This is a genomic window from Raineyella fluvialis, from assembly GCF_009646095.1.
Taxonomy (GTDB): domain Bacteria; phylum Actinomycetota; class Actinomycetes; order Propionibacteriales; family Propionibacteriaceae; genus Raineyella; species Raineyella fluvialis.
On the sequence record NZ_CP045725.1, the window covers coordinates 600543 to 623600 of the forward strand.

Here is a 23058-nt window from a genome sequence, read left to right on the forward strand (position 1 = left end):
GCCCCCCGGCGGTCGAGGCGTGCCTCGACAAGGCAGCGCGATGACCAGTTCGGCGATGGACCAGCACGGCCATCGACCGGCTCGGACGACATCACCGACTCTAGCGCCAGCGAGGACTGCTCGTCGCGCCCGTCGCGCCACGGCGTGAGCCGCAGCGTTCAGGACTCGCACGGCACGAGGGACTTGAACCCCCAACCTTCGGTTTTGGAGACCGATGCTCTGCCAGTTGAGCTAGTGCCGTCCGTCGCACGGTTCCCCGTCCGACAAGATCGGTAGTTTACGCAGATCCGCGATCGGATGTCGAACCGGGGTCGATCCGCCCCGTCCTGCGGCACGGCCCTCGGCGCTCAGGCCCGGTCGACGATCACCGCGGACCGGGCTCCCAGCCGCAGGCCCACGGCGGTCGGCTCCACCTCGCCGACCGCCAGCAGCAGCGTCCCCCAGACCGCGCTCAGCACCGCCTCGTCGCCGAGGTTGACCGCCACGACGATCCGTTCACCGCGTTCGACGACGAGCAGGTCACCGTCGGCGGCGAGCGACGCGTGGGTCCGGTCGAGCCGCGGGTCACCGAGGTCGGGCCAGGCCTTCCGCAGGGCGATCAGGTCCCGGACCAGGGCGAGGTGGGTGGCGTACGGCTCGGTGAGCGGCTCGGACCAGTCCAGTCTCGAGGCCGTGAACGTCGCCTCGGCCTGCGGGTCGGGCACCGCGTCGTCGTCCCAGCCCATCCGAGCGAACTCGGCCCGGCGCCCCTCGGTCACCGCCCGGGCGAGGTCGGGCTCCGGGTGGGAGGTGAAGAACGCCCACGGGGTCGATGCGCCCCACTCCTCCCCCATGAAGATCATCGGGGTGTAGGGCGAGGTCAGGGTGAGCACCGCCGCCAGAGCCAGGGTCCGGTCGTCGACCCTCGTGCGCAGTCGGTCCCCGGCCGCCCGGTTGCCGATCTGGTCATGGTTCGCGGCGCACACCACGAGCCGCCAGCCGGGCATGCCGGGAGGCAGCGGACGGCCGTGCGTACGTCCCCGGAAGGACGACCAGCGACCGTCGTGCAGGAACCCGTGGCCGATCACCCGGGCCAACGCCTCGGGGTCGGCGAAGTCCGCGAAGTAGCCGACGTCGTCGCCGCTCAGGGTGGCGACCACGGCGTGGTGGAAGTCGTCGGCCCATTGGGCGGTGAGCCCATAGCCGCCGGCTTCCCGGGGGTGAAGAGCCGGGGGTTGTTCTGGTCCGACTCGGCGATCAGGGTGAGCGGGCGGCCGAGGAAGGCGCTGAGGGCGTCGACCTCGGCGGAGAGCTCCTCGAGGATGTCGACGGCCCGGCCCGGATCGAACAGCGCGTGCACGGCGTCCAGCCGCAGCCCGTCCACGTGGTAGTCGCGCAGCCACAGCCGGGCGTTGTCCAGGATGTAGCGCCGGACCTCGTCGGAGTCGTGCCCGTCGAGGTTGACCGGGCTGCCCCAGGGCGTGTCGGTGGTGTCGTCCAGGTAGGGGCCGTAGCGCGGCAGGTAGTTCCCGGACGGCCCGAAGTGGTTGTAGACGACGTCCTGCACCACCGCCAGGCCGTGGGCGTGGCAGGCGTCGACGAAGGCCTGGTAGGCACGCGGGCCGCCGTACGCCTCGTGCACGCTGAACCAGTCGACCCCGTCGTACCCCCATCCCCGCGGCCCGTTGAACGCGGCGACGGGGAGCAGTTCGACGGTGTCGACCCCCAGTTCGACGAGGTGGTCGAGCCGCTCGATGGCGCTGGTGAGGGTGCCCTCGGGGGTGAAGGTGCCCAGATGGAGCTCGTAGAGGACCGCACCGGCGAGCTGGCGTCCGGTCCAACCCTCGTCGGTCCAGGCGAACGAGGCCGGATCGTACGTCCGCGACACGTCGTGCACGCCGTACGGCTGGCGCAGCGACCGGGGATCGGGCAGCGGCGTCGGGTCGTCGTCGAGCAGGTAGCCGTAGTCCAGCTCCCCGCCGTCCGGCACCGGGACGGGCGTCTCCGGATCCCACCACCCGTCCTGGTCGCGGACCATCGCCGTGATCAGGGGCTCGGGCGGCTCGACCTGCTCACCCGGCAGCGGCGGCTCGGCCGGTACGGGCCGGGTCCACAGTCGCACCCGCTCCGGCCGGGGCGCCCAGACGGAGAAATCGGGGCCCGGTCGGGCGACGGAGGTGTCGGGGACGGGGCTGTCGGTCACGGGACCTCCTCAGACGCGGACGTCGTCCAGGCTGCAGTTCACCAGGTTGGGTTCGGGCACCAGCGTGACGCCGTACGCCTCGCGAACGCCCTCGCGGACCGCACGGGCCAGCTCAAGGACGTCGGCGGTCGAGGCCGTGCCCCGGTTGGTGAGCGCCAGGGTGTGCTTGGTGGACAGGGCGGCCGGCGCCTCGGCGTCGGAGTGGCGCGGCAGGTGCCAGCCCTTGGCGAAGCCGGCATGCTCGATCAGCCAGGCGGCGGACGTCTTCACCTGGCCGGGACCGGCCGGGTAGCGCGGAGCGCCCGCCGGCAGCCCGGCCGCCAGGGCCTCGGGAACGATCGGATTGGTGAAGAACGACCCGGCACTCCAGGTGTCGTGGTCGGCGGGGTCGAGCACCATGCCCTTGCCTGCGCGCAACTCCAGGACGGCCGCCCGGACCTGGGCGGCGCGCGCCGGTTCACCGAGCCCGACGCCGAGCTTGTCGGCGAGCTGCTGATAGCGCACCGCCGGGGACAGGTCCCCGAGCAGGAACTGGAAGGCGACGTCGAGGATGATCCAGCGGCCCGGCTCCTGCTTGAACCGCGAGGTCCGGTAGCCGAAGCCGCACTCGAAGGGGAAGAACGTCTTCTGCGCCCGTTCCTTGCGGTCCCAGGTGCGCACCCTGACGATGTAGTGGCCGACCTCGCTGCCGTACGCCCCGACGTTCTGGATCGGGACGGCCCCGACCTGGCCGGGGATGCCGGACAGCGCCTCCAGACCCCGCCACTCGTGGGTGATGGCCTGCTGGACGAACCCATCCCACGACTCCCCAGCGGCGACCGTCACGTTGGCACCGGCGCAGCAGGACTCCTCCTCGATCGTCAGCCCCCGGGTGGCGACCTGGACGACGAGCCCGTCGAACCCTTCGTCGCCGACCAGCAGGTTGGAGCCACCGCCGAGGACGAGGACGGGCTCACCCTTCGCGTCGGCCTCGGTGACCAGGTCGATCAACGTACGGTCATCCCGGGCGACCTCGTAGCGGGCCGCCGGGCCGCCGAGGTGGAAGGTGGTGTGGTCGGCGAGCAGTTCAGCCACGGTCGACCTCCGCGACGGCCTGCCCGAGGACCTTGACGTCCTCGCCGTCGGGGCCGGTGATCACGGCGGAGATGGTCACGGTCGCCGTCTCGTCGGTGACGCCGGTGACAGTGGCGCTGATCCGCAGTTCCGTGCCGACCTCGTCATCGGGCACCGGGACGGGGCTGGTGAACCGGCAGGAGTAGCTGCGCACCTTCGCCGGGTCCCCCACCCACTCGGTGACGACGCGCAGGGCGGTCGCCATGGTGAGCATGCCGTGGGCGATGACGGAGGGCATGCCGACCCGCCGTGCCATCCGGTCGGACCAGTGGATCGGGTTGAAGTCGGTGGAGGCACCGGCGTAGCGGACGAGATCGGCGCGGGTCAGCGAGACCGTGAGCGGCGGCAGCGCCGTGCCGATGGTCAGCGGAGTGGGATCGGTCATCATCGGGCGGCCTCCTCGGCAGCGGCATCGGATGCGGTGCTCTTCGCCGATTCCTTCGCCGCCGGGTCCTTGGCGGCAGGGTCCTTGGCGGCCGCGACCTCGCGGTTGTGGATCAGGTTGGCGGTCACGGTGCACACCGGCTCACCGGCGACGGTTCGCACGGCGACCGAGGTGGTGATGAACTCCATCGGCCCCCGCAGCCGGATCTTGTCCAGTGTCAGCACGCCGACGACCTCGTCACCCGCACGCAGGGGCCGGTCGTAGGTGAAGCGCTGCTCGCCGTGGATGATCCGCTCCAGGCGCAGCTCCAGCTCGGGGTCGGCGAACATCGCTTCCCATGCCGTCGAGGCGATGACGAACGCGAAGGTCGGCGGGGCGATCGGATTGGGGCCACCGTACGAGGGGTTGTCGTCGCCGATCGCCCGGGCGAACTCGTGGATCTTGGCACGGGACACCTGGTAGGGCTCCGTGGCCGGGTAGGTCCTCCCGGCATGCTCAGACGTGATGGCCATGCCTCCACGCTACCGGGTCGGGCGAGGGGCAGGGGAGGCCAGACGCCGGGCGGTCCGGGAAACGCAGCAGGGCGCCACCTCGCGGTGGCGCCCTGCTGGGAAGACTGTGTCGTACGAGAGCTCAGCGGGTCTCGCGGTGTGCGGTGTGACGGCCGCACTTCGGGCAGAACTTGTTCATCTCCAGACGATCCGGGGTGTTGCGCCGGTTCTTCTTGGTGATGTAGTTCCGCTCCTTGCACTCGGTGCAGGCAAGCGTGATCTTCGGGCGAATATCAGCAGCCTTGGCCATGATCGATCCTCTGTCTGTTCAATGTCACTGGTCTGAATGGTAGCGAGGGCGGGATTCGAACCCGCGACCTCACGATTATGAGTCGTGCGCTCTCACCAACTGAGCTACCCCGCCATTGTTCCGGACCAGTCACCTGGCTGGCATCCACGGTGTCAACGACTGCGGTTGTCGTGGACCGTGGATCCGGAGTCCGAGCCCCCAAGCAGAATCGAACTGCTGACCTTCTCCTTACCATGGAGACGCTCTGCCTACTGAGCTATAGGGGCTTGCACCCTGTCCCGGACGGCGAGTTCCGGCACAGCTGCCGGGGAACTAACTTACACAACCTCGACCCTGTTGCCAAACCTTGGTTCGACGGGCCGTGCTGTGCAAATCGGAACTCCGACCGTGCGTGGCAGGTGCTGGATTCGAACCAGCGTAGGCGAAGCCGACGGTTTTACAGACCGCTCCCTTTGGCCGCTCGGGCAACCTGCCATGCCCTGATCCACCCGGTCTCCCGGGTTTCTTGGGGCGACGGAAACCTTAGCAAGCTTCCGCCACCGAGCGCAAAACGTCCCTCAGCAGCCTGTCCGGCCGGCCGTGGCACGGCAGAATGGTCGGACACCGGGGACCCGTCCCCGAGCAGAGTGGAGAGCATCGTGGCCAGTGAGAACTCGTTCGACGTCGTCAGCAAGGTCGACCACATGGAGGTGGCGAACGCGGTGAACCAGGCCGCCAAGGAGGTCGGCCAGCGGTTCGACTTCAAGGGCACCGACGCGAAGGTGGTCCTCAGCGGCGAGAGCGTCATCGACCTGGAGGCCTCCACCGAGGAACGGGTGACGGCGGTGCTGGACGTCCTGCAGTCCAAGCTCGTCCGCCGGGGTATCAACCTGAAGTCCCTGGACGCCGGCACCCCGCGGTCCTCGGGGAAGGTGTGGAAGATCACGGCCACCGTGCAGGAGGGGATCAGCCAGGACAACGCCAAGAAGGTCTCCAAGCTGATCCGCGACGAGGGCCCCAAGGGCGTGAAGGCCCAGATCCAGGGCGACGAACTCCGGGTCTCCTCCAAGAGCCGCGACGACCTTCAGACGGTCCAGTCACTGATCAAGGCGCAGGACTTCGACTTCGCGGTCCAGTTCACCAACTACCGGTGAGGGGCGCGCCGCGCCGGGCCGGCCGACACAAGGTCAGCCGACCCGGAACTCGGCCATGTCCGCTTCCCGCCACCGGATCCCGAGGCCCGGCTCGTCGCCGAGCACGAGCCTGCCGTCCTGGACCGCGGCGGCCGCGTCGAGCGCTGCCGCCTCGATCCTGACGTGGTCGTGGAACCACTCGAGGTGGCGCAGGTTGGGCACCGCAGCGGCCACGTGGGCGTGCAGGTGGGGGGCGCAGTGGCCGGAGATCTCCAGGCCGAAGGCAGCCGCCACCGCAGCCACCCGTAACCACTCGGTGATGCCCCCGCACCGGCTGACGTCGGCCTGCAGGCAGTCCACCGCCCCCTCCTCGCAGAGCCGGCGGAAGTAGACCAGGTCGTAGCCGTACTCCCCCGCCGCGACGTCGGCGCTGACGGCGTCGCGCACCTCCCGCAGTCCGGCTGGGTCATCGGAGGAGACGGGCTCCTCGAACCAGGCGACGTCGAGGTCGCCGACCCGTTCCATCACCCGGATGGCCTGTTTGCGGGTGTAGCCGCCGTTCGCGTCGACGAACAGTTCCCGGTCCGGGCCGAGCAGGGCCTTGGCCTGGCGCATCCGGAGGATGTCCCGGTCGACCCGGCGGCCCCTGTCCTCGCCGATCTTGATCTTGCCGGCCGTCATGCCCACGGCCAGCCACTCCTCGACCTGCTGGGACAGCCGGTCGTCCGAGTAGGTGGTGAAGCCCCCGCTGCCGTACAAGGGGACACTGTCGCGGCACGCGCCGATCAGCCGGTGGACGGGCAGCCCGACCACCTTGCCCTTGAGGTCCCACAGCGCCGTGTCGACGCCGGAGATCGCCTCCCCCACCAGACCGGGGCGACCGGCGTTGCGCCCCGCCCGGATCATTGCCTGGTTGGTGCCGCCGACGTCCAGCAGGTCGGTGCCGAGCACCACGTCGGCGAGGAACCCGGAGATCACCTCGCCCGTGGCCGCCGGGGCGTACGTCCACCCGAGCCCCACCTCGCCCCCGCCGGCGACCTCGACCCGGACCAGTGTCGTCGCGTTCCAGGCGTACGTGCCGTCGGCCTCCGGGCGGTCGGTCGGGATCCGGTACGCCGAGGCGCTCAACCGTGTGACCCGGGTGTCCCCGATGTCCCGGGTGCTGGTGGTCATCACTGGTGCCCGGGCTCGTCCCGGTCGGTGTGATGGGGCCTGACCTCGGCGGCCTTGGTCTTGATCCCTTCCCGCACCAGGCCCCAGGCGTCCTCGTCGCCCTGGACGAGGGCCTTGGTGACGCTCTTGACCTGCTCGAAGGTGGAGTGCGGCGGGACGGGCGGCACGTCCGGGTCGACGTGGACGTCGAGGACGGTCGGACGGTCCGCCGTCAGTGCCCGCTCCCACGCCTGGGCGAGCTCCTCCGGGCGGAGCACGGTGATGCCGAGCAGTCCGAGGTCGGTGGCGAAGCCCGCGTAGTCCACCTCGGGGATCGTCTGGGTCTGCGGGACCTTCGGCGAGTCGGTCATCGCCCGCAGTTCCCAGGTCACCTGATTGAGGTCGTTGTTGTGCAGCACGGCGACGACCAGGCGTGGATCGGCCCAGTCCCGCCAGTAGCGGTCGATGGTGATGAGCTCCGCCAGCCCGTTCATCTGCATCGCCCCGTCGCCCACGAACGCGACGGCCGGACGGTCCGGGTGCGCGAACTTCGCCCCGATCACGTACGGCACACCGGGACCCATCGTGGCCAGCGTGCCCGACAGCGAGCCGCGCATGGGGGCCGGAACCGGAGCTGGCGGGCGTACCAGTTCGCGGCCGAGCCCGAGTCGGCCGCCACCATGACGTTCGGCGGCAGCTTCTTCGACGCCGCATGGAACATCAACTGCGGGTTGATCGGGTTCGCGTCGACGTGGGCCTCCGCGTCCATCGACTCCCACCACTCGGCGACGTTCTTCTCGACATGGTGGCGCCATGACCCGTGGTCACGCTGCCGCAGCAGCGGGATCAGGGCCCGCAGGGTCGCGGCCGCGTCGCCCACGAGGTTGACCTCGTAGTCGTACCGCATCCCGATGAATCGCCCGTCGATGTCGATCTGGACGGCTCTGGCCTGGCCGCTCTCCGGCATGAACTGGGTGTAGGGGAAGTTCGAGCCGACAGTGAGCAGCATGTCGCAGTGCTTCATCATCTCGTAGCTGGCGCGGGTGCCGAGGAGACCGATGGAGCCGGTCACCCACGGCAGGTCGTCGGAGAGGACGTCCTTGCCGAGCAACGCCTTGGCGGCGCCGGCGCCGAGGAGGTCGGCGACCCGCTCGACCTCGACCCGTGCGCCACGGGCACCCTGGCCGATGAGGATGGCGGGACGTTCGCCGCTGTTGAGGACGTCGGCGGCACGCCGGATGGCGTCGTCGTCGGGCACCGGCGTGGCCCACTCGATCCCCAGACTGGACGGCACCATCTTGAAGGCGTGGGTGGGGGCGACGTACTCCAGTTCCTGGACGTCGGCCGGGATGATGATCGCGGTCGGGGCGCGCTGGGCGACGGCCACGCGGATGGCCCGGTCGAGGACGCCCGGCAGCTGTTGGGGCACGGTGACCATCTGTACGTAATCGGAGGCCACGTCCTTGAACAGGGTGATCAGGTCGATCTCCTGCTGGTAGGCACCGCCCATCGCCGACCGGTTCGTCTGCCCGACGATGGCGACGGTGGGGACGTGGTCCAGCTTGGCGTCGTACAGCCCGTTGAGCAGGTGGATGGCGCCGGGGCCCGAGGTGGCGAGGCAGACGCCGAAAGGTGCGTCGCCGTACTTGGCGTAGCCGACCGCTTCGAAGGCGGACATCTCCTCGTGCCGGGCCTGGACGAAGGTGGGATGGTCTTCGGAGCGCCCGAGGGCGGCGACGATCCCGTTGATGCCGTCACCGGGGTAGCCGAAGATGTGCGAGACCCCCCAGGCCCGCAGGCGCTCGAGGAGGTAGTCGGCAACCGTTTGCTTGGACATGCGTGTTCCTTTCTGGCCGTCACGGCGCGGCGGCTCCGCGCCTCAGCAGGTCGGCGGCGCGGGCGGCGATCGCCATGATGGTGAGCGCCGGATTCGCGCTGCCCTGGGTCGGCAGGACACTGCCGTCGGTGACGTAGAGGTTGGGCACGGCGAAGGTGCGGCAGGTGGCGTCGACGACGCCGGTCGTCTCGTCGGCGCCCATCCGGGCGCCCCCGACCAGGTGCGCGAAGCGTTCGAAGGTGGCGAGATCCTGGGCGCCTGCGCCCCGCAGGATGTCCTCCATCGTCAAGCGTGCGGCCCGCATCAGCTGCCGATCGTTCTCCCCCATCGAGTAGGTGAAGCGGGCGACCGGCAGTCCGTACGCATCCTTCTGCTCGTCGAGGGTGACCCGGTTGTCGGGCAGGGGAAGGAACTCGCACAGGGCGCCGAGGCAGGCCCAGTGCGGATAATCACTCATCACCCGGCGCAGATCGGCGCCGAAGTGCCCTTGCCCTGCCATGTGCTCCGCCCAGGTGATCGGCAGCGGGGACACGGTCTGGATCGAGAACCCCCGCTTCCAGGGCTTGCCCGGATCGGTCTCGTAGAACTGTTCGGTGCTCACCTCGGGAGGCGGGCCCTTCCACATCCGCACCTCGGACTCGAAACGTCCCGCGGTCTGGGGGGCGCCCTGCACCATCACGTAGCGCCCGACCAGGTCGTGGTCGTTGCCCAGGCCGTCCGGGAAGCGCCGCGTCGCGGAGTTGAGCAGCAGCCGGGGGGTCTCGATCGAGTAGCCGGCGACCGCGACCATCCGGGCCCGCTGGAACCGGTGGACGCCGTCGTGCACGTAGTGGACGCCGGTGGCCAGGCCGGTCCGGTCATCGACTCCGATCCGGGTGACCATGCTGTCCGCGCGGATCTCGGCCCCGTGGGCGAGTGCGTCCGGGACGTGGGTGATCAGCGGTGAGGCCTTCGCGTTGACCTTGCAGCCCTGCAGGCAGAAGCCGCGGTAGATGCAGTGCGCGCGGTGGCCGAAGCGGCCGTTGGAGATCGCCACCGGCCCCACCCGGGTCTCGATGCCGCAGGCGAGCGCGCCGCGCTGGAGGATCTCGCCGTTGCCCGAGACCGGGTGCGCGGACTGCGGATAGCGGTGCGGATCGCCCCAGGGCCAGTCCTGGCCGGCGACGGGCAACTCCGCCTCGATCGCCTGGTAGTAGGGCCGCAGGTCCAGGTAGTCGATCGGCCAGTCGTCACCGACCCCGTCGAGCGTACGGGTGGCGAAATCGCTGGGATGGAACCGCGGCGTGAAGCCGGCGAAGTGGATCATCGAGCCCCCGACGCCACGGCCCGAGTTGTTGGACCCGAGCGGCACGGGGGTCTCGCCGTCGACCACACGCGGCTCGGTCCAGTACAGGTGGTGCGAGCCCGCCTCGTCGCTGACCCAGTCCTTCTCCGGATCCCAGAAGGGACCGGCGTCGAAGGTGACGACGCGCCAGCCGGCCCGGGCGAGTCGCTGCATCAGCACCGATCCGCCGGCACCGCACCCGACGATGGCGAGATCGACCTCGTCCTCGTCGGCGAACCGGCGCATCTCCTCGCGCAGCCGGCCATCGACGGCGCCGTACGGGGTCAGCAGCCAGGCCGAGTCGTTGCGCGCACGGACGTCACCGTGGAAGCCCTTGATCACAACTCCGGCCTTCCCGGCCTCGCCATCGGGTCGTACTCCGGCCAGTGGTCGGCGACCTCGCGGGGATCCCTGGCGTCGAGGCCGAGGTTCTTGTACCCCTGGGGATAGGCGGGGCCGGCGAAGCCGATCTCCTCCCACGCCCAGGGGTGCGCATAGAAGGCGGTGCAGGCGTAGCGGGTCCACAGGCTCCAGACGTGCCCCGCCGGCAGTCCGTGCCAGTCGCCCGACGCCTGTCGCTGGATCCGGGAGAGCAGGTCGTCCTGCTGGTCGGGCTCGAGTCGGTGGAAGCGCCGACCGTGCTCGGCCTCGGCATCCGCGTCCAAGGCGGCAAGGCTGCGGCGCCAGGCGACGTCGTCGTGTGGCATGTCGTGGTAGTGCCAACCGTCGGTCAGTCCGTCGGCGAGACGCCCGTCGATGGGCTCCACCACCGGGACGCGCCGGCGGCTCTTCTTCCGGTCGGCCTCGTCCTGGTCCAGCAGCCGGTCGCAGAGGGCACGCGCCGTGTCGGCCTCCTCGGCGGTGAAGAACCTCAGCTCGCCCGGGGCGTCCAGCCTCGCGGCGACCGTCGCGGTGGTGGCGGCGTCCCAGTGGCGCGCCTGACCCATCACGTCGAACCCCGGGAACCGCTGTGGGGTGGGATTCCCCGTCGCCGGACGCGGAGTGTTCATCATTCCCTCCGCAGCAGCGCGGCGAGCAGTCCCATCCCGCCCACCATGGTCATCATCAGGGGAGCCAGCAGGGGTGGGCCCATCTCGAGGTTGTAGCGGGTGTTGCGCCACCCCCCGGGCTTCTGGGCGATCCCGCGGGCGTGCAGATAGGTGCCCTGGAGCCCGTTCGCCACGATGGTCGCGGAGGCCATCGGGAGCAGTGTCCGGGCCATCCGCCGGCTGAAGAAGCCGGCGATGCCGGCGGTGGCACCGACCGGCCCCAGGACCACGGGCGCCCACATCCAGGGGTTGCCGAAACTCGCCCGGTCGTGTTCGAAGTAGATCTCCCCGGCGGTGACGAGCGCTCCCGCGGCCGTCAGGGCCGCGAGGGTGCGCTCGAAACGGCCGGTGCGGATGTCCTGGGCGAAGCGCTCGACCTCGCGGACGGGACGGCGGAATCGAGGGGCCATCACGACCTCCTGCCTCGGCGCAGCGCCGGCAGGGCGCCGGCCAGGCCCAGGCCCGCGGCGAGGGCGCCGAGCAGACCGTGATGGTGCGAGGCCCACAGCTGCAGGGACCGGTCGCGGGATTGCGAGTCGAACTCCCCACGGGTGCCGAAATCGCGGTGCCGGTCGGCCGGTTCCCACAGGTTGACGGGCTGATCGGGGTCCTTGGGCTGCGACGTCTGCTGGGAGTCGAAGCCGGACCGGGCCAGATAGCGGTCGAGCAACCCGGGCACCACGGCGTTCGCGGCCAGGGTGAGGGCGGTGCTGCCGCCGACCCAGTACTCCCGTCGCTGCGGGTGATCGGCGGCGTACACCACGGCGCGACCGGCGACCTCGGGCTGGTAGATCGGCGGCACCGGCTGCGCGTGCCGAGGCAGGCGGGACAGCACCCAGGAGAACTGGGGGGTGTTGACCGCCGGCATCTGCACCATCGTCACCCGTACGGGGCTGCGGTCGTGCAGGAGCTCACAGCGCAGCGCCTCGTGGAAGCCCTGGATCGCGTGCTTGGACCCGCAGTAAGCCGTCTGCAAGGGGATCCCCCGGTAGGCCAAGGCCGAGCCCACCTGGACGATGGTCCCGTGCCCGCGGGCCTTCATCCGGGGCAGGACGGCCATCGTCGCGTAGACGAAGCCCAGATAGTTGACCTCGGTCACCCGGGCGAATTCCTCGGGTTTCACGTCGTCGAACCGGGCGAAGACGCTGGTGAAGGCGACGTTGACCCAGGTGTCGATCGGACCGAGTTCGGTCTCGATGCTTTCGACGGCGGCGGCCACCGCCTCGTGGTCGGCCATCTCCGTCGGCACGACGAGGGCCCGGCCCCCGCGCTCTCCACCTCCCGCGCCGCATCCTCCAGACCGGTGCGGCCACGGGCCAGCAGCGCGACGGTGGCGCCGCGGCGGCCGAACTCGATGGCCGTCGCGCGGCCGATCCCGGCACTGGCCCCGGTGACCGCGACGATGCGGTCACCGGACGCCGCTGTCTGCCGCGCGGCGCTCATCGGTCGTCGGACCGGCGAGGCCTCTCGCCACCGAAGTCGGATCCCGAAGGCGGCACCTCACCGGGGCGACCCGGGTCGACGCGGCGGGGGTCCGACTCGCGGTAGCCGGAGCCGCGGGGGTCCGACTCGCGGTAGCCGGACTCCTCCCGGCCGACGGTCGGCTCCGTACGACCGCTCCCGTACGCGCCGGCACCGCCGCCGGGCTCGACGTCGTTCCTGGGACCTACGTCGTAGGGCTCGGTCCGACCGGTCCGTGGATCAGCCTCCGCGCGGGGATCGTTGCCGCCCGCACGGGGGTCGAGATCGTCGGCGCGGCGCAGGTGCTCGTCCGCCCTGCTTCGCGCCTCACGTGCCTGGTCCGCCGCGCGACGCGCGGCGGCCTGCTGTTCTTCCGCCTCCACTCGCGCCTGCTCGGCGCGGGCATGGGCCAGCTCCGCTTCGGCCTGGCCGCGGTGCGCCTCCAGGGAATGTTCCCGGCCGCGTTCCCGCAGTTCCTCGGCCTTGGCGATCTTGCGCTCCTGCCCTGCGCGGGACCGTTGGGCCGCGAGAACGGCGATGACCACGACCACGATCACCACGACGGCGATGACTACCCAGATCCAGGTGCTCATAGCGAGACCTCTTCTGTCGGTGTTGGGACTTGACTTGTCAGCCTCTTACCCACTGCCGGCTCGGATCACACCGAAGTGACGCAGGTCACACCGCTTCCTCCGAGTCGAACACGGTCCTGTCCCCACTGTGCGGACGTCTAGTCTGGCTCCCGTGTTGCGCATCGCCACCTTCAACGTGAACGGCATCCGGGCCGCCGAACGGCGCGGTTTCCCGGGCTGGCTGGCCGAGCGCACCCCGGACGTCCTGGCGGTGCAGGAGATGCGCTGTCCCTCGGGTGAGGTGCCCGACGTCTTCGCGGGCTACCACCTCGTCCACGACGCCGGGATGATCGCCGGTCGCAACGGCGTCGCCCTCGCCACCCGTACGGCCCCCAGCGCGGTGCGGATCGGCTTCGGCAGCAAGGAGTTCGACCGCGAGGGCCGTTACGTCGAGGTCGACCTCGATCCCGCCGACGGCCCCCTACTGCGCGTCGCCTCGGTCTACGTCCCCAAGGGCGGCACCCCCTTCGAGGACGAGGCCTCGCTGGCGAAGATGCAGCGCAAGTTCCGCTTCCTGCGCTCGTTCGCCCGCCATCTGAGCGCCACCCGGCGGGAGGCGGCCCGCGAGGGCCGGGAGTTCGTCGTGATGGGCGACTGGAACATCGCCCCGACCGAGCTGGACCTGCGCAACTGGCGCACCAACCGCCGCTCGGAGGGATTCCTCCCCGAGGAGCGTGAGTGGATCGCCGGCATCCAGTCGCCGCGCACCCTCGTGGACGTCGTCCGTCACCATCGCCACGGCGAGGACGGCCCGTACTCATGGTGGTCCTGGCGCGGGAAGGCCTTCGACAACGACGCCGGCTGGCGGATCGACTACCAACTGGCGACCCCCAGGCTCGCCCGTTCGGCGATCGTCACCGGCACCGATCGTGATCTGTCGTACGACACCCGGATCTCCGACCACGCCCCGGTCGTGGTCGACTACGACGTGTGACCGTCCCTCCCCTCGACCGACCTGGAGGTAGCACCCCCATGGAGCTGACCAGCCGCACCACCGACGACGTGCTCTTCGGGACCGATGGGCCGGTGGCCCGGATCGTGCTCAACCGGCCCCGGGCCATCAACGCCCTCACCCTGGCCATGGTCGGCGACGTCCGGGACCAGCTCGAGGAGTGGGCCGCCGACGACGGCATCGGCGCCGTCGTCATGCAGGGCGCCGGGGAGCGGGGGCTGTGCTCCGGCGGGGACGTCCGGTCGGTCCGCACCCACGTCGTGCAGGACGGCGACGCGGGGCCGTTCTTCGCCACCGAGTACGCCATGAATGCCGCCATCGCCGACTTCCCCAAGCCGTACGTGGCGCTGATGGACGGGATCGTGATGGGCGGCGGCGTCGGCGTGTCCGGCCACGGCTCGATCCGCCTGACCACGGAGAACACCCGACTGGCCATGCCGGAGACCATCATCGGCTTCACTCCCGACGTCGGCGCCCAGTGGCTACTCGCCACGGCCCCCGGCCAGATCGGCGCCTGGATGGCGATGACCGGCACCACCATCGACGGCGCGGACGCCGTGGCGGCGGGCTTCGCCGACGCGATGGTCGCGGCCGATCGGATGGCCCAGATGGCGTCTCTGGACGGGCGGCGTGACCCTTGGTTGTACGCGCTCGCGGAGGGTGCCCCCTTCACCGGCGTGGAGATCTCCTATCCGGCCCTGTCCGCTCTGCACGACGGTGGCCCGTCGCGCGCCTGGATCGACGAGTGCTTCGAGGGGCGCGACGCCGCGGTCGTCGTCCGCCGGCTGCTGGACCACGAGGAGTCGGCCGCGCGTCAGGCCGGCGCGGACCTGCGAGCGCGCAGCCCGCTGTCCGTGGTGACCAGTCTCGAGGCGCTGCGGCGGGCGCAGGCGATGTCCGGGGTGCACGAGGTGCTCGACCAGGACCTGCGCGTCGCCTACCGGATGGCGCTGCTGCCGGACTTCGCCGAAGGGGTGCGCGCCCAACTGGTCGACAAGGACCGGGCGCCGCGCTGGAGCGACGCCTCGATCGAGGACGTGGACCCGGCGCAGGTGGCGGCGCTGTTCGCCGCCTGAGCGCACTGTCGTGCCTGACTAAGGCAGGGCTGACTCCGGCAGGGCTGACTCAGGCAGGGCTGGCTCAGGCCGGGAGGCTGATCCCGAAGGGCGTCCGCCACGCCGCCCGGTCGTGGCGGACCATCAGCGCCGCGTACGGCACGAGGGAGAGGACGGCGAGCCAGCCGGCCTGGTTACGGAAGGCGAGGTTGGTCGCGTAGTAGACGACCATGCCGACGGTGACCCAGACGGCCGCCCTGACCAGCCGCGGCGACGGACGGGTGGCGGGCAGCAGCAAGCCGCCCCAGAGCAGGTACCAACCATGCAGGGCCGCCCCACCGATGGCCGCGGCCAACAGACCCCAGGAGACGAAGCGGATCGGGCGATGCAGCGCGATCCGCGCGGCCATCCAGCTGATGAACGCGACGGTGCCGAGTCCGAAGACGGTCTCCACGGCCCCCGTGATCACACCACCCCACTCGTAGTAGCCCCACTGCAGCACCAGCGCGTTGACCCCCTGGGCGACCAGGCTGCTGGGCGCGATCGTGGGCACCGATCCCGGCACGGTCATCGCGTGCAGCCAGCCGAACCCGAGCCCGGTGAGCAGTGACACCGCGGCGAACGACGCCAGCGCGATCGCGGCGGTGAGAGCGGTCCGTCGCAGGATCTCCCGCCAGGCCGACCAGCGGCGGGCCTGGGACGGCAGGAACATGAACGCCACCGCCAGACCGGCGAGCGCCGCCGGCTGTTTGGCCGCGGTCGCGACACCGACCAGCACGGCGGCGGTGACGAAACGGCCCCGACCGGCGAACCACAGGGCGAGCACCATCAGTCCCACCATCAGCGCGTCGTTGTGGGCGCCACCGACGAAGTGGACGATCATCAGCGGGTTGGCGACGGCCAGCCACATGCCCCGCTCGTGCTCGGTCCCGGTGGCACCGACGTGCCGCATCAGGGCGGGCAGGCAGGCAGCGATCAGCACCACCCCGACCAGGGCCGGCAGACGCATGGCGACGGCCGCGACGTAGGCGTGCAGCGGGCTGCCGGCGACCGGCGCCAGGAGATGCCCACCGGTCGCGTCGACCAGTAGCCGCTGGATCTGCAGACTGAGAGGTCCGTACGGTGCGGGGGTGTAGAGCCAGACCCGGGACACGTTGTCGGCGAATGCCCCGGGCAGGGCGGCGGGGCCGACCTGGTAGGGATCGATCCCTCGCGACACCAGCCAGCCCTGGGCGGCGTACGAATACGCGTCCTGGCTGAAGACCGGCGGGGCGAGCAGGAAGGGCGTCGACCACAACGTCAGCACGGCCCGGAAGTCGTGGCGCCCGACACCCGTGGGCCGCAGCCGCAGCCAGGCGTCGAGGACGAGCCAGATCCCGGCGAGCGCGACGAGGGAGACGAAGGTGCTGCCGACCGTGGTCCGGAGGGCAGCGCTACCCGGCACCGACCACAGCGGCGCAGCGTCAGGCAGGAAGGCGGGGCTGAGCGACCCGGCGACGACGAGGACGAGTCCGAGCAGGCCCTGGCGGACCATCGGGTCATACCACTCGGCTCGTAGCGCCGCGACGGCGTCCGCGCCCCGTACGCGCAGCGGTCGGCGGGTGCGCGTGTCCGCCGGTAGCGTCACCACGGGCATCTGTTCACCTGCCATCCGGATCTTTCCCTTCACGCTGCCGCCGTCGGGGGAGCACCCCACTCTGCCAGGGTAGGCGCCGGGTCAGGTTCCGGGCCAATCTTCGGGCGCTCGGGGGCGCGTGTCACGCCGTCGGGCGGCCCCCCGGATCGGGGGCGAGCCGGTCGCGCTGGTGCACCAGATCGGGGAGCGACGCCCCGGGCGAGACGTGCTCGCCGTTCCACTCGAGGGCGTCGAAGGGGCACTCGTCGACGCAGATGCCGCAGTACATACAGACGGACCAGTCGATCGCGAAGCGGTCCAGCACGTTGTGCAGCCGGGGGCGACGGGAGGCCTCCGAGGCCGGATCCGGTTCGGTGTGGGCGTCGATGCTGATGCACCAGACGGGGCACTCGCGGGCGCAGATCATGCACGAGGTGCAGCGGTCCTCGATCAGCCGGATCCGGCCATGGGTTGCGGTCATCGCCCCGCTCCCCGGTCGCGGGACCGTCGCACCCGGCCACCGGAGGTGCTGGTGGCGACGTCCTCGGGATCGGCCTGCCCGTCGGAGGGGTCGCGCTCGCCCCAGATCGCCGGGTCGGGAACCCCGGGAGGGACCATCCGGCGGCGGGCGCGCGCCCCTTCCTCCGGCTCGTCGGCGCCGGGCCACGGCACGGCGGCGCGGGCCGCGAGCGGGTGGTCCTTCAGCAGTGGCGCCTCCGGAGCATCCGGCCCGAGCAGGAGTCGCCGGCCGTCCCCGCCACCGAAGTCGACGGCGTAGCCCTCCCCCGCCTCGCGCTCGCACCAGGCGGCCCCCGGGAAGACGCCGGCGAGACTCGCCAGCACGCCACCGCGGCGCGGTACGCGAGTGCGCAGGCGCACCGGCGCCCCGTCGCGGGCCCGCAGTTGGCAGACCACGCTCACCGTGTCGGTCCGGCCGATGTCGTCGGTCGCGTCGAGCCAGTCGAAGCGGTCGAAGCCTTCATCCCGAGCGGCGCTCACCGCCGCGACCCATGCGGCGGCCTCGACGCTGCGGGTCACCTCGTCACTCATCGTGCCTCCTCCAGGTCCGTGGCGAGACCGGCCAGGGCCTCCTCCAGCGAGCCGGGGGGTGGCGGGCACCCCGGCACGACGACGGAGACCGGGACGAACTGGGCGATGCCGTCGGCCACCGCGTACGAATCCCAGTAGGGGCCGCCCGAACTGGCGCAGGCACCGTAGGCGATCACCTGGGCAGGCCGACCGACGCGGTCCGCCAGGGCATCGATGGCCTCCCGGACCACCGGGACGAGGGCGTCCGGGACCGTGCCGGACACCACGACGGCCAACGCCTGCGGTGGTGCCGCGAGCGGGCCGGGACCGGGCGGGAGCTCGGCCTCACGGCGCGCCAGCACCGCCGCCTCGAACTCCAGGCTGCAACAGGCCAGACCGAGGTCGGCGACGAGCAATCGGCCGTCGCCGTACCAGTCGTAGACGCGTATGCCCTCTGCCATGACGGACAGCCTATCCGCCGGTCGCATTCCACCCCTCGGACCGCTCTGAGGCATAAGGACTTGCGCCTAGACTCATTAGAAGATCCAATAAGTGAGGCTCAGCTGACGCCGCACTAGACTTGACCGGCGGCCGGCCCCTCCTGGGCGGCCGGTACGACGAGAAACGAGGCATACCGACGTGGCAGACGTCCAGATGCTCAACCGAGTGGTCATCCGCTTCGCGGGCGACTCCGGCGACGGGATGCAGCTTACCGGTGACCGGTTCACTGCGGAGGCCGCGTCGTTCGGCAACGACATCTCCACCCTGCCGAACTTCCCGGCAGAGATCCGCGCCCCCCAGGGGACCATCCCCGGGGTGTCGAGCTTCCAGGTGCACTTCGCCGACTTCGACATCATGACCCCGGGCGACACCGCGGACGTGCTGGTGGCGATGAACCCGGCGGCCCTGAAGGCGAATCTCGCCCAGGTCAAGCGCGGCGGCCTGATCATCGCCGACACGGCGGAGTTCACCAAGCGCAACCTGGCGAAGGTCGCCTACCCGGCCAACCCGCTCGAGGACGGTTCGCTGGACGACTACCAGTTGCACGCCCTCGACCTCACCGGGATGACCGTCGCCGCCGTCCACGACTTCGGCCTGAGCCGCAAGGACGCCTCCCGCGCGAAGAACATGTACGCGCTGGGCCTGCTCAGCTGGCTGTACAACCGCGACACCGAGACCACGCTGAAGTTCCTCAGCGAGAAGTTCGCCGGCAAGCCGCAGCTGCGCGACGCCAACATCACCGCCTTCCGGACCGGCTACGCCTTCGGCGAGACGACCGAGACGTTCGGCGTCACCTACCAGGTCGCGCCGGCCCCGATGCCGGCCGGGCGCTACCGCCAGATCTCCGGCAACGTCGCACTGGCGTACGGCCTCGTCGCCGGGGCCCAGAAGGCCGGGCTCCAGCTCTTCTTCGGCGCCTACCCGATCACCCCGGCGTCCGATGTGCTGCACACGCTGTCGAAGCTGAAGCGGTTCGACGTGATGACCTTCCAGGCCGAGGACGAGATCGCCGCCGCCGGCTCCGCCCTCGGGGCCAGCTTCGCCGGCCGGCTCGGCGTCACCGCGTCCTCCGGCCCAGGCATCGCCCTGAAGTCGGAGACGATCTCGCTGGCCGTGATGACCGAGCTGCCAATGGTGATCTGCGACGTCCAGCGATCCGGCCCCTCGACAGGCATGCCGACGAAGACCGAGCAGGCCGACCTGCTGATGGCCCTGTACGGCCGCCACGGCGAGGCCCCGGTCCCGGTGATCGCCGCCCAGTCCCCCTCGGACTGCTTCAACGCGGCGATCGAGGCCGTCCGGGTCGCGGTCGAGTACCGTACGCCGGTCTTCGTCCTCACCGACGGCTACCTCGCCAACGGCGCCGAGCCGTGGAACGTCCCGCACCTGGACACGATCCCCGCGATCGACCCGGGCTTCGCCACCGAGCCGAACGGCCCCAAGGGTGAGTTCCTGCCCTACGTACGGGACGAGGAGACACTGGCCCGCCCGTGGGCCATCCCGGGCACGCCTGGCCTCGAGCACCGCCTCGGCGGCATCGAGAAGGACTCCCGCACCGGCAACATCTCCTACGACCCGGCCAACCACCAGCTGATGACCGACACCCGCCAGGCCAAGATCGACCGCGTCGGCCGGCTCGTCCCGCCGCTGCTGGTGGACGATCCCGGCCGCGAGGACGGCGAGGGTGCCCGCCTGCTGGTGCTGGGCTGGGGGTCGACGTACGGCCCCGCGCTCGCCGCGATCCGCCGGATGCGCAAGACCGGGGCCAAGGTCGCCCACGCCCAGCTGCGCTGGCTCAACCCGTTCCCGGACAACCTCGGCGACGTGTTGCGGTCGTACGACCGGGTCATCGTGCCCGAGATGAACCTCGGCCAGCTCGCCATGCTGCTCCGAGCCAAGTACCTCGTCGATGTCCGGAGCTACTCGCGGGTCCGCGGCCTGCCGATCTCCGTCGACGAATTCGAAGCCGACCTGTTCGAGGTCCTCCGCGAGCTCGGCAGCCGGGAAGGAGTCCTCCAGTGACCGCGACGCAGAACCCCACCGAGTCGCCGGCGGCGGCCGGGTCCCGAGCCATCGGACGCGGCCTGGCGCATGTCCCGCTGGCCATCGAGCCACTCAACCGCAAGGACTTCGTCTCCGACCAGGAGGTGCGCTGGTGCCCCGGCTGCGGTGACTACGCCGTGCTCGCCGCGTTCCAGGGCTTCATGCCGGAGCTCGGGATCAAGCGCGAGAACACCGTGATCATCTCGGGGATCGGCTGCTCGTCGCGCTTCCCGTACTACGTCGACTCGTACGGGATGCACTCGATCCACGGCCGTGCCCCGGCGATCGCCACCGGCGTCGCCGCGACCCGGGAGGACCTCGCGGTCTTCGTGATCACCGGCGACGGTGACGCCCTCTCGATCGGCGGCAACCACCTGCTGCATGCCCTGCGCCGCAACGTGAACATCACCGTCCTGCTCTTCAACAACCGGATCTACGGACTGACCAAGGGCCAGTACTCGCCCACGTCCGAGATGGGCAAGGTCACCAAGTCGACGCCGATGGGGTCGCTCGACCAGCCGCTCAACCCGGTGTCGCTGGCACTCGGATCCGAGGCCACCTTCGTCGCCCGCGCCATCGACTCCGACCGCAAGCACCTCAGCGAGGTGCTCAAGGCGGCGGCCGCCCACCGGGGCGCCTCGCTGGTCGAGATCTACCAGAACTGCCCCATCTTCAACGACGGCGCCTTCGACGCCCTCAAGGGCGGCGAGGAGTCGGCCGAGGCGATCATCCCGCTCGTCCACGGCGAGAAGATCATCTTCGGGGTCGGCGGTCACCTGGCCGTCGTCCGCGACCGGGCCGACGGTGCGCTGCGGATCGCCGAGCGGGACAGCGTGGCCGAGGACGACATCGTCGTCCACGACGCCCATGCCGACAACCCGTCGTACGCCTTCGCCCTGTCCCGCCTGAGCAGCGCAGGGCACCTGCAGCGCTCCCCGATCGGCGTCTTCCGCGATGTGCAGCGGCCGACGTACGACGACGAGGCCCGCGAGCAGGTCCGCACCGCCCGTGGGGACGGCGCGGACTCCGAGGCCTCCCTGCAGGACCTGCTGTACGGGCAGGACACCTGGGAAGTCACCGCCTGAGTGGCGGCGACCTGAGTCGCTTCTCAGCAACGACACGCCGCGGGCGGCACCGGATTCCGGGTTCGTCCGCGGCGCGCCTACGCTTGGGAGGACGCGCTCCGGAGGAAGTCTTCATGACCCACGTCCACTCGTCGTCCCGTCGTCCCGCACTGGCCCTCGTGCTGCCGCTGCTGGTCACCGCCGTGCTGGCGGCCTGCGCGCCGCCGCCAGGTGCCCACAACGCGAACTCTCCGGCGCTCAGCCCGACGCCCCCACCGACTCCCCATGTCGTCGCGGGGACGAACCACAACACGGCCGCGCAGGCGTACGCCTACCCGGCGGCGAAGGTGCACGACTGGCTGGAGAAGGGCAAGAACGCGCCCGACTACCCGCAGCAGAAGATCGCCTTCCTGACGTTCGACGACGGCCCCAGCAGCGACGCCACGCCGGCGGTGCTCGACGCCCTGAAGGCCAACAACGTACCGGCGACCTTCTTCCTGATCGCCGGTCCGCTGGGGATCGGGCGCACCGGTCCGGTCCTCGTGCAGCGGGAACTGGACGAGGGCAATGCCGTCTGCATCCATTCGTTCAGCCACGACTACGGCTACCTCTACCCCCAGCGCGTGGGCAACACCGACCACATCCTCGCCGACGAGGCCCGGGCCGCCGACATCGTCAAGGGCGCCGCGGGGCCCGGTTACACCGCCGACTGTTTCCGTTACCCCGGCGGCCACATGTCCTGGAAGGGCCTGGCCGACTCCGACACCCAGCTCGGTGCCCGGGGGCTGTCCTGGATCGACTGGAACGCCATGACCGGCGACGCGGAGGCCAAGAAGAAGGAGCCCAAGACCCCCGACGAGGCCGCCAAGAACGTCCGGGACGACATGGCCCTGGTGAAGAACCCCAACGTCGTCGTCATCCTGATGCACGACGCCACCGGCAAGAAGATCTCCACCGAGGCGCTGCCGCAGATCGTCTCCGACCTGCGGGGCGCGGGCTACTCGTTCGGCGTGATCGCCTGACCCTGGTCCACTGTGGCCCGGGTCTCCAGCCGGGCGGCGAGGCGGTCCAGAGCCTCGGTGAAAGCCGGGTCCGCCAGGGTCGGGATCACCGCCAGCGCCTCGCCGGACAGCGACGCCCGCACGTCCGGGTGACGGGTGACAGCGATCAGCGGGGCATCGGCCGCCCGCGCCGCCAGGAGATCGTGCGGGGTGTCCCCGACGACCACCAGGACGTCGTCACCGGAGAGCCCACGGGCTTGTCGGCCCAGGTCACGCCGGTCACTGACGAACCCCCGGACACCGACGTGGCCGGGTCGAACAGGTCCGGATCGATGCCCGCCGTCGCCAGCTTGGTCCGTATCCTCGTCGGCGTGTTGCCACTCATCACCGCCTGCCGCCAGCCGCGGCCGGCGACGTCCGCCACCGCCGCCAGCGCGCCGGGCATCTGCTCGCGCGGATGTTCGACGTAGTACGCGACCGACTGGCGGTCCAGCTCGGCCAGGAAGTCGTCGATCAGGGCCAGCGGCATGCCGGCCGCGTCGAGGTACAGCTCGCCGACACGACGGTCGGTGAGTCCGTCGCGCGGCTGGGACGGCAGCACCGGGGTGCCGCCGAGGCTCGCGATCGTGCTCCGGTAGAGATCCGCCCGACCGGGAGGCGAGAGCAGGAGGGTTCCGTCGATGTCCCAATAGACCGCGATGCGCATGTGACGACCCTAACCGCCGTCCCGACGGACGCCTCCGGCGCCTC

The 23058-nt window shown here is 70.9% G+C and carries 24 protein-coding genes, 4 tRNA genes and 2 pseudogenes; 6 read left to right on the forward strand and 24 right to left on the reverse strand.

Features of this window, described 5'->3' with window-relative positions:
• Positions 1-168: 168 nt before the first annotated feature.
• The 10 genes and pseudogenes from Rai3103_RS02715 to Rai3103_RS02755 form a co-directional block, all read right to left on the reverse strand.
• Positions 169-241, reverse strand: a tRNA-Trp gene (locus Rai3103_RS02715).
• 106 nt (positions 242-347) lie between these two features.
• Positions 348-1139 (reverse strand): alpha-amylase family protein, encoded by a 792-nt coding sequence (locus Rai3103_RS17350; protein WP_228489111.1) that lies wholly within the window; start codon positions 1137-1139, stop codon positions 348-350.
• A complete protein-coding gene (locus Rai3103_RS17355; protein ID WP_228489112.1) occupies positions 1124-2182 on the reverse strand; it encodes an alpha-amylase family glycosyl hydrolase in 1059 nt (352 codons plus the stop codon). The genes Rai3103_RS17350 and Rai3103_RS17355 overlap by 16 nt, the downstream gene beginning before the upstream one ends.
• Before the next feature lie 9 nt (positions 2183-2191).
• Positions 2192-3256, reverse strand: coding sequence for a UDP-N-acetylmuramate dehydrogenase (locus Rai3103_RS02725; RefSeq protein WP_153571302.1), 1065 nt, complete (start codon positions 3254-3256; stop codon positions 2192-2194).
• Positions 3249-3683, reverse strand: a complete 435-nt coding sequence (locus Rai3103_RS02730; RefSeq protein ID WP_338420050.1) for a MaoC/PaaZ C-terminal domain-containing protein — start codon at positions 3681-3683, stop codon at positions 3249-3251. Before Rai3103_RS02730 ends, Rai3103_RS02725 begins: the two co-directional genes overlap by 8 nt.
• Positions 3684-3781: 98 nt before the next feature.
• A pseudogene (locus Rai3103_RS02735) lies at positions 3782-4192 on the reverse strand (FAS1-like dehydratase domain-containing protein); the annotation flags it as partial.
• Positions 4193-4313: 121 nt separating this feature from the next.
• The gene (rpmG, locus tag Rai3103_RS02740) at positions 4314-4481 is read right to left on the reverse strand and encodes a 50S ribosomal protein L33 (protein WP_153571304.1); all 168 of its coding nucleotides are present in this window, start codon (positions 4479-4481) and stop codon (positions 4314-4316) included.
• Positions 4482-4518: 37 nt separating this feature from the next.
• A tRNA-Met gene (locus Rai3103_RS02745) sits at positions 4519-4595 on the reverse strand.
• A 79-nt stretch (positions 4596-4674) separates the two neighbouring features.
• Positions 4675-4747, reverse strand: a tRNA-Thr gene (locus Rai3103_RS02750).
• A gap of 126 nt (positions 4748-4873) precedes the next feature.
• Positions 4874-4955: transfer RNA gene (locus tag Rai3103_RS02755), tRNA-Tyr, on the reverse strand.
• 164 nt (positions 4956-5119) lie between these two features.
• Between Rai3103_RS02755 and Rai3103_RS02760 the strand changes: the two genes are divergently transcribed.
• Positions 5120-5614 carry a YajQ family cyclic di-GMP-binding protein gene (locus tag Rai3103_RS02760; RefSeq protein ID WP_153571305.1) on the forward strand — a complete coding sequence of 165 codons (495 nt, stop codon included), beginning with the start codon at positions 5120-5122 and terminating at the stop codon, positions 5612-5614.
• 33 nt (positions 5615-5647) lie between these two features.
• Here Rai3103_RS02760 and Rai3103_RS02765 read toward each other — a convergent pair whose 3' ends face one another.
• The 8 genes and pseudogenes from Rai3103_RS02765 to Rai3103_RS02795 all read right to left on the reverse strand — a co-directional run bounded on the left by Rai3103_RS02765 (position 5648) and on the right by Rai3103_RS02795 (position 13009).
• Positions 5648-6766, reverse strand: coding sequence for an enolase C-terminal domain-like protein (locus Rai3103_RS02765; RefSeq protein ID WP_153571306.1), 1119 nt, complete (start codon positions 6764-6766; stop codon positions 5648-5650).
• Positions 6766-7329, reverse strand: a complete 564-nt coding sequence (locus Rai3103_RS17360) for a thiamine pyrophosphate-dependent enzyme (protein WP_239022378.1) — start codon at positions 7327-7329, stop codon at positions 6766-6768. Before Rai3103_RS17360 ends, Rai3103_RS02765 begins: the two co-directional genes overlap by 1 nt.
• Positions 7305-8582 (reverse strand): thiamine pyrophosphate-binding protein, encoded by a 1278-nt coding sequence (locus Rai3103_RS02770; protein WP_228489114.1) that lies wholly within the window; start codon positions 8580-8582, stop codon positions 7305-7307. Before Rai3103_RS02770 ends, Rai3103_RS17360 begins: the two co-directional genes overlap by 25 nt.
• A 19-nt stretch (positions 8583-8601) precedes the next feature.
• A complete protein-coding gene (locus Rai3103_RS02775; RefSeq protein ID WP_228489115.1) occupies positions 8602-10248 on the reverse strand; it encodes a GMC family oxidoreductase in 1647 nt (548 codons plus the stop codon).
• On the reverse strand, positions 10245-10919 hold the full coding sequence (locus tag Rai3103_RS02780; RefSeq protein WP_228489116.1) for a gluconate 2-dehydrogenase subunit 3 family protein: 675 nt from the start codon (positions 10917-10919) through the stop codon (positions 10245-10247). Before Rai3103_RS02780 ends, Rai3103_RS02775 begins: the two co-directional genes overlap by 4 nt.
• Positions 10916-11365, reverse strand: coding sequence for a hypothetical protein (locus tag Rai3103_RS02785; protein ID WP_153571307.1), 450 nt, complete (start codon positions 11363-11365; stop codon positions 10916-10918). Before Rai3103_RS02785 ends, Rai3103_RS02780 begins: the two co-directional genes overlap by 4 nt.
• Positions 11365-12398 (reverse strand): annotated as a pseudogene (locus Rai3103_RS02790) (SDR family oxidoreductase). Before Rai3103_RS02790 ends, Rai3103_RS02785 begins: the two are co-directional and overlap by 1 nt.
• Entirely contained in the window at positions 12395-13009 is a 615-nt protein-coding gene (locus Rai3103_RS02795) for a hypothetical protein (RefSeq protein WP_153571308.1), read from the reverse strand. The pseudogene Rai3103_RS02790 and the gene Rai3103_RS02795 overlap by 4 nt, the downstream one beginning before the upstream one ends.
• 154 nt (positions 13010-13163) lie before the next feature.
• On the opposite strand from Rai3103_RS02795, the gene Rai3103_RS02800 reads away from it, so the two are divergent.
• Both Rai3103_RS02800 and Rai3103_RS02805 read left to right on the forward strand, forming a co-directional pair.
• Positions 13164-13982, forward strand: a complete 819-nt coding sequence (locus Rai3103_RS02800; protein ID WP_153573573.1) for an exodeoxyribonuclease III — start codon at positions 13164-13166, stop codon at positions 13980-13982.
• A 38-nt stretch (positions 13983-14020) separates the two neighbouring features.
• Positions 14021-15076 (forward strand): enoyl-CoA hydratase/isomerase family protein, encoded by a 1056-nt coding sequence (locus Rai3103_RS02805; protein WP_153571309.1) that lies wholly within the window; start codon positions 14021-14023, stop codon positions 15074-15076.
• Between the two features lie 64 nt (positions 15077-15140).
• Here the strand turns inward: Rai3103_RS02805 and mptB are convergent, their stop codons facing one another.
• The 4 genes from mptB to Rai3103_RS02825 all read right to left on the reverse strand — a co-directional run bounded on the left by mptB (position 15141) and on the right by Rai3103_RS02825 (position 18160).
• Positions 15141-16706: a polyprenol phosphomannose-dependent alpha 1,6 mannosyltransferase MptB gene (mptB, locus tag Rai3103_RS02810; RefSeq protein WP_153571310.1), complete on the reverse strand. Its 1566-nt coding sequence runs from the start codon at positions 16704-16706 to the stop codon at positions 15141-15143.
• A gap of 106 nt (positions 16707-16812) precedes the next feature.
• On the reverse strand, positions 16813-17151 hold the full coding sequence (locus Rai3103_RS02815) for a 4Fe-4S binding protein (RefSeq protein ID WP_153571311.1): 339 nt from the start codon (positions 17149-17151) through the stop codon (positions 16813-16815).
• On the reverse strand, positions 17148-17720 hold the full coding sequence (locus Rai3103_RS02820; protein ID WP_153571312.1) for an NADH-quinone oxidoreductase subunit C: 573 nt from the start codon (positions 17718-17720) through the stop codon (positions 17148-17150). The genes Rai3103_RS02815 and Rai3103_RS02820 overlap by 4 nt, the downstream gene beginning before the upstream one ends.
• Positions 17717-18160, reverse strand: coding sequence for an NADH-quinone oxidoreductase subunit B family protein (locus Rai3103_RS02825; protein WP_194793237.1), 444 nt, complete (start codon positions 18158-18160; stop codon positions 17717-17719). Before Rai3103_RS02825 ends, Rai3103_RS02820 begins: the two co-directional genes overlap by 4 nt.
• A 193-nt stretch (positions 18161-18353) precedes the next feature.
• Between Rai3103_RS02825 and Rai3103_RS02830 the strand changes: the two genes are divergently transcribed.
• The 3 genes from Rai3103_RS02830 to Rai3103_RS02840 all read left to right on the forward strand — a co-directional run bounded on the left by Rai3103_RS02830 (position 18354) and on the right by Rai3103_RS02840 (position 22329).
• Positions 18354-20222 (forward strand): 2-oxoacid:acceptor oxidoreductase subunit alpha, encoded by a 1869-nt coding sequence (locus Rai3103_RS02830; protein WP_153573574.1) that lies wholly within the window; start codon positions 18354-18356, stop codon positions 20220-20222.
• Between the two features lie 50 nt (positions 20223-20272).
• Positions 20273-21328 carry a 2-oxoacid:ferredoxin oxidoreductase subunit beta gene (locus Rai3103_RS02835; RefSeq protein WP_153573575.1) on the forward strand — a complete coding sequence of 352 codons (1056 nt, stop codon included), beginning with the start codon at positions 20273-20275 and terminating at the stop codon, positions 21326-21328.
• Positions 21329-21441: 113 nt separating this feature from the next.
• Complete coding sequence (locus tag Rai3103_RS02840; RefSeq protein ID WP_153571314.1) at positions 21442-22329, forward strand: polysaccharide deacetylase family protein; 888 nt, start codon at positions 21442-21444, stop codon at positions 22327-22329.
• Here Rai3103_RS02840 and Rai3103_RS02845 read toward each other — a convergent pair.
• Both Rai3103_RS02845 and Rai3103_RS02850 read right to left on the reverse strand, forming a co-directional pair.
• Positions 22305-22535, reverse strand: a complete 231-nt coding sequence (locus Rai3103_RS02845) for a hypothetical protein (protein WP_153571315.1) — start codon at positions 22533-22535, stop codon at positions 22305-22307. The genes Rai3103_RS02840 and Rai3103_RS02845 overlap by 25 nt on opposite strands.
• Positions 22475-23014: an HAD family hydrolase gene (locus Rai3103_RS02850; RefSeq protein WP_153571316.1), complete on the reverse strand. Its 540-nt coding sequence runs from the start codon at positions 23012-23014 to the stop codon at positions 22475-22477. The genes Rai3103_RS02845 and Rai3103_RS02850 overlap by 61 nt, the downstream gene beginning before the upstream one ends.
• Positions 23015-23058 lie beyond the last annotated feature (44 nt).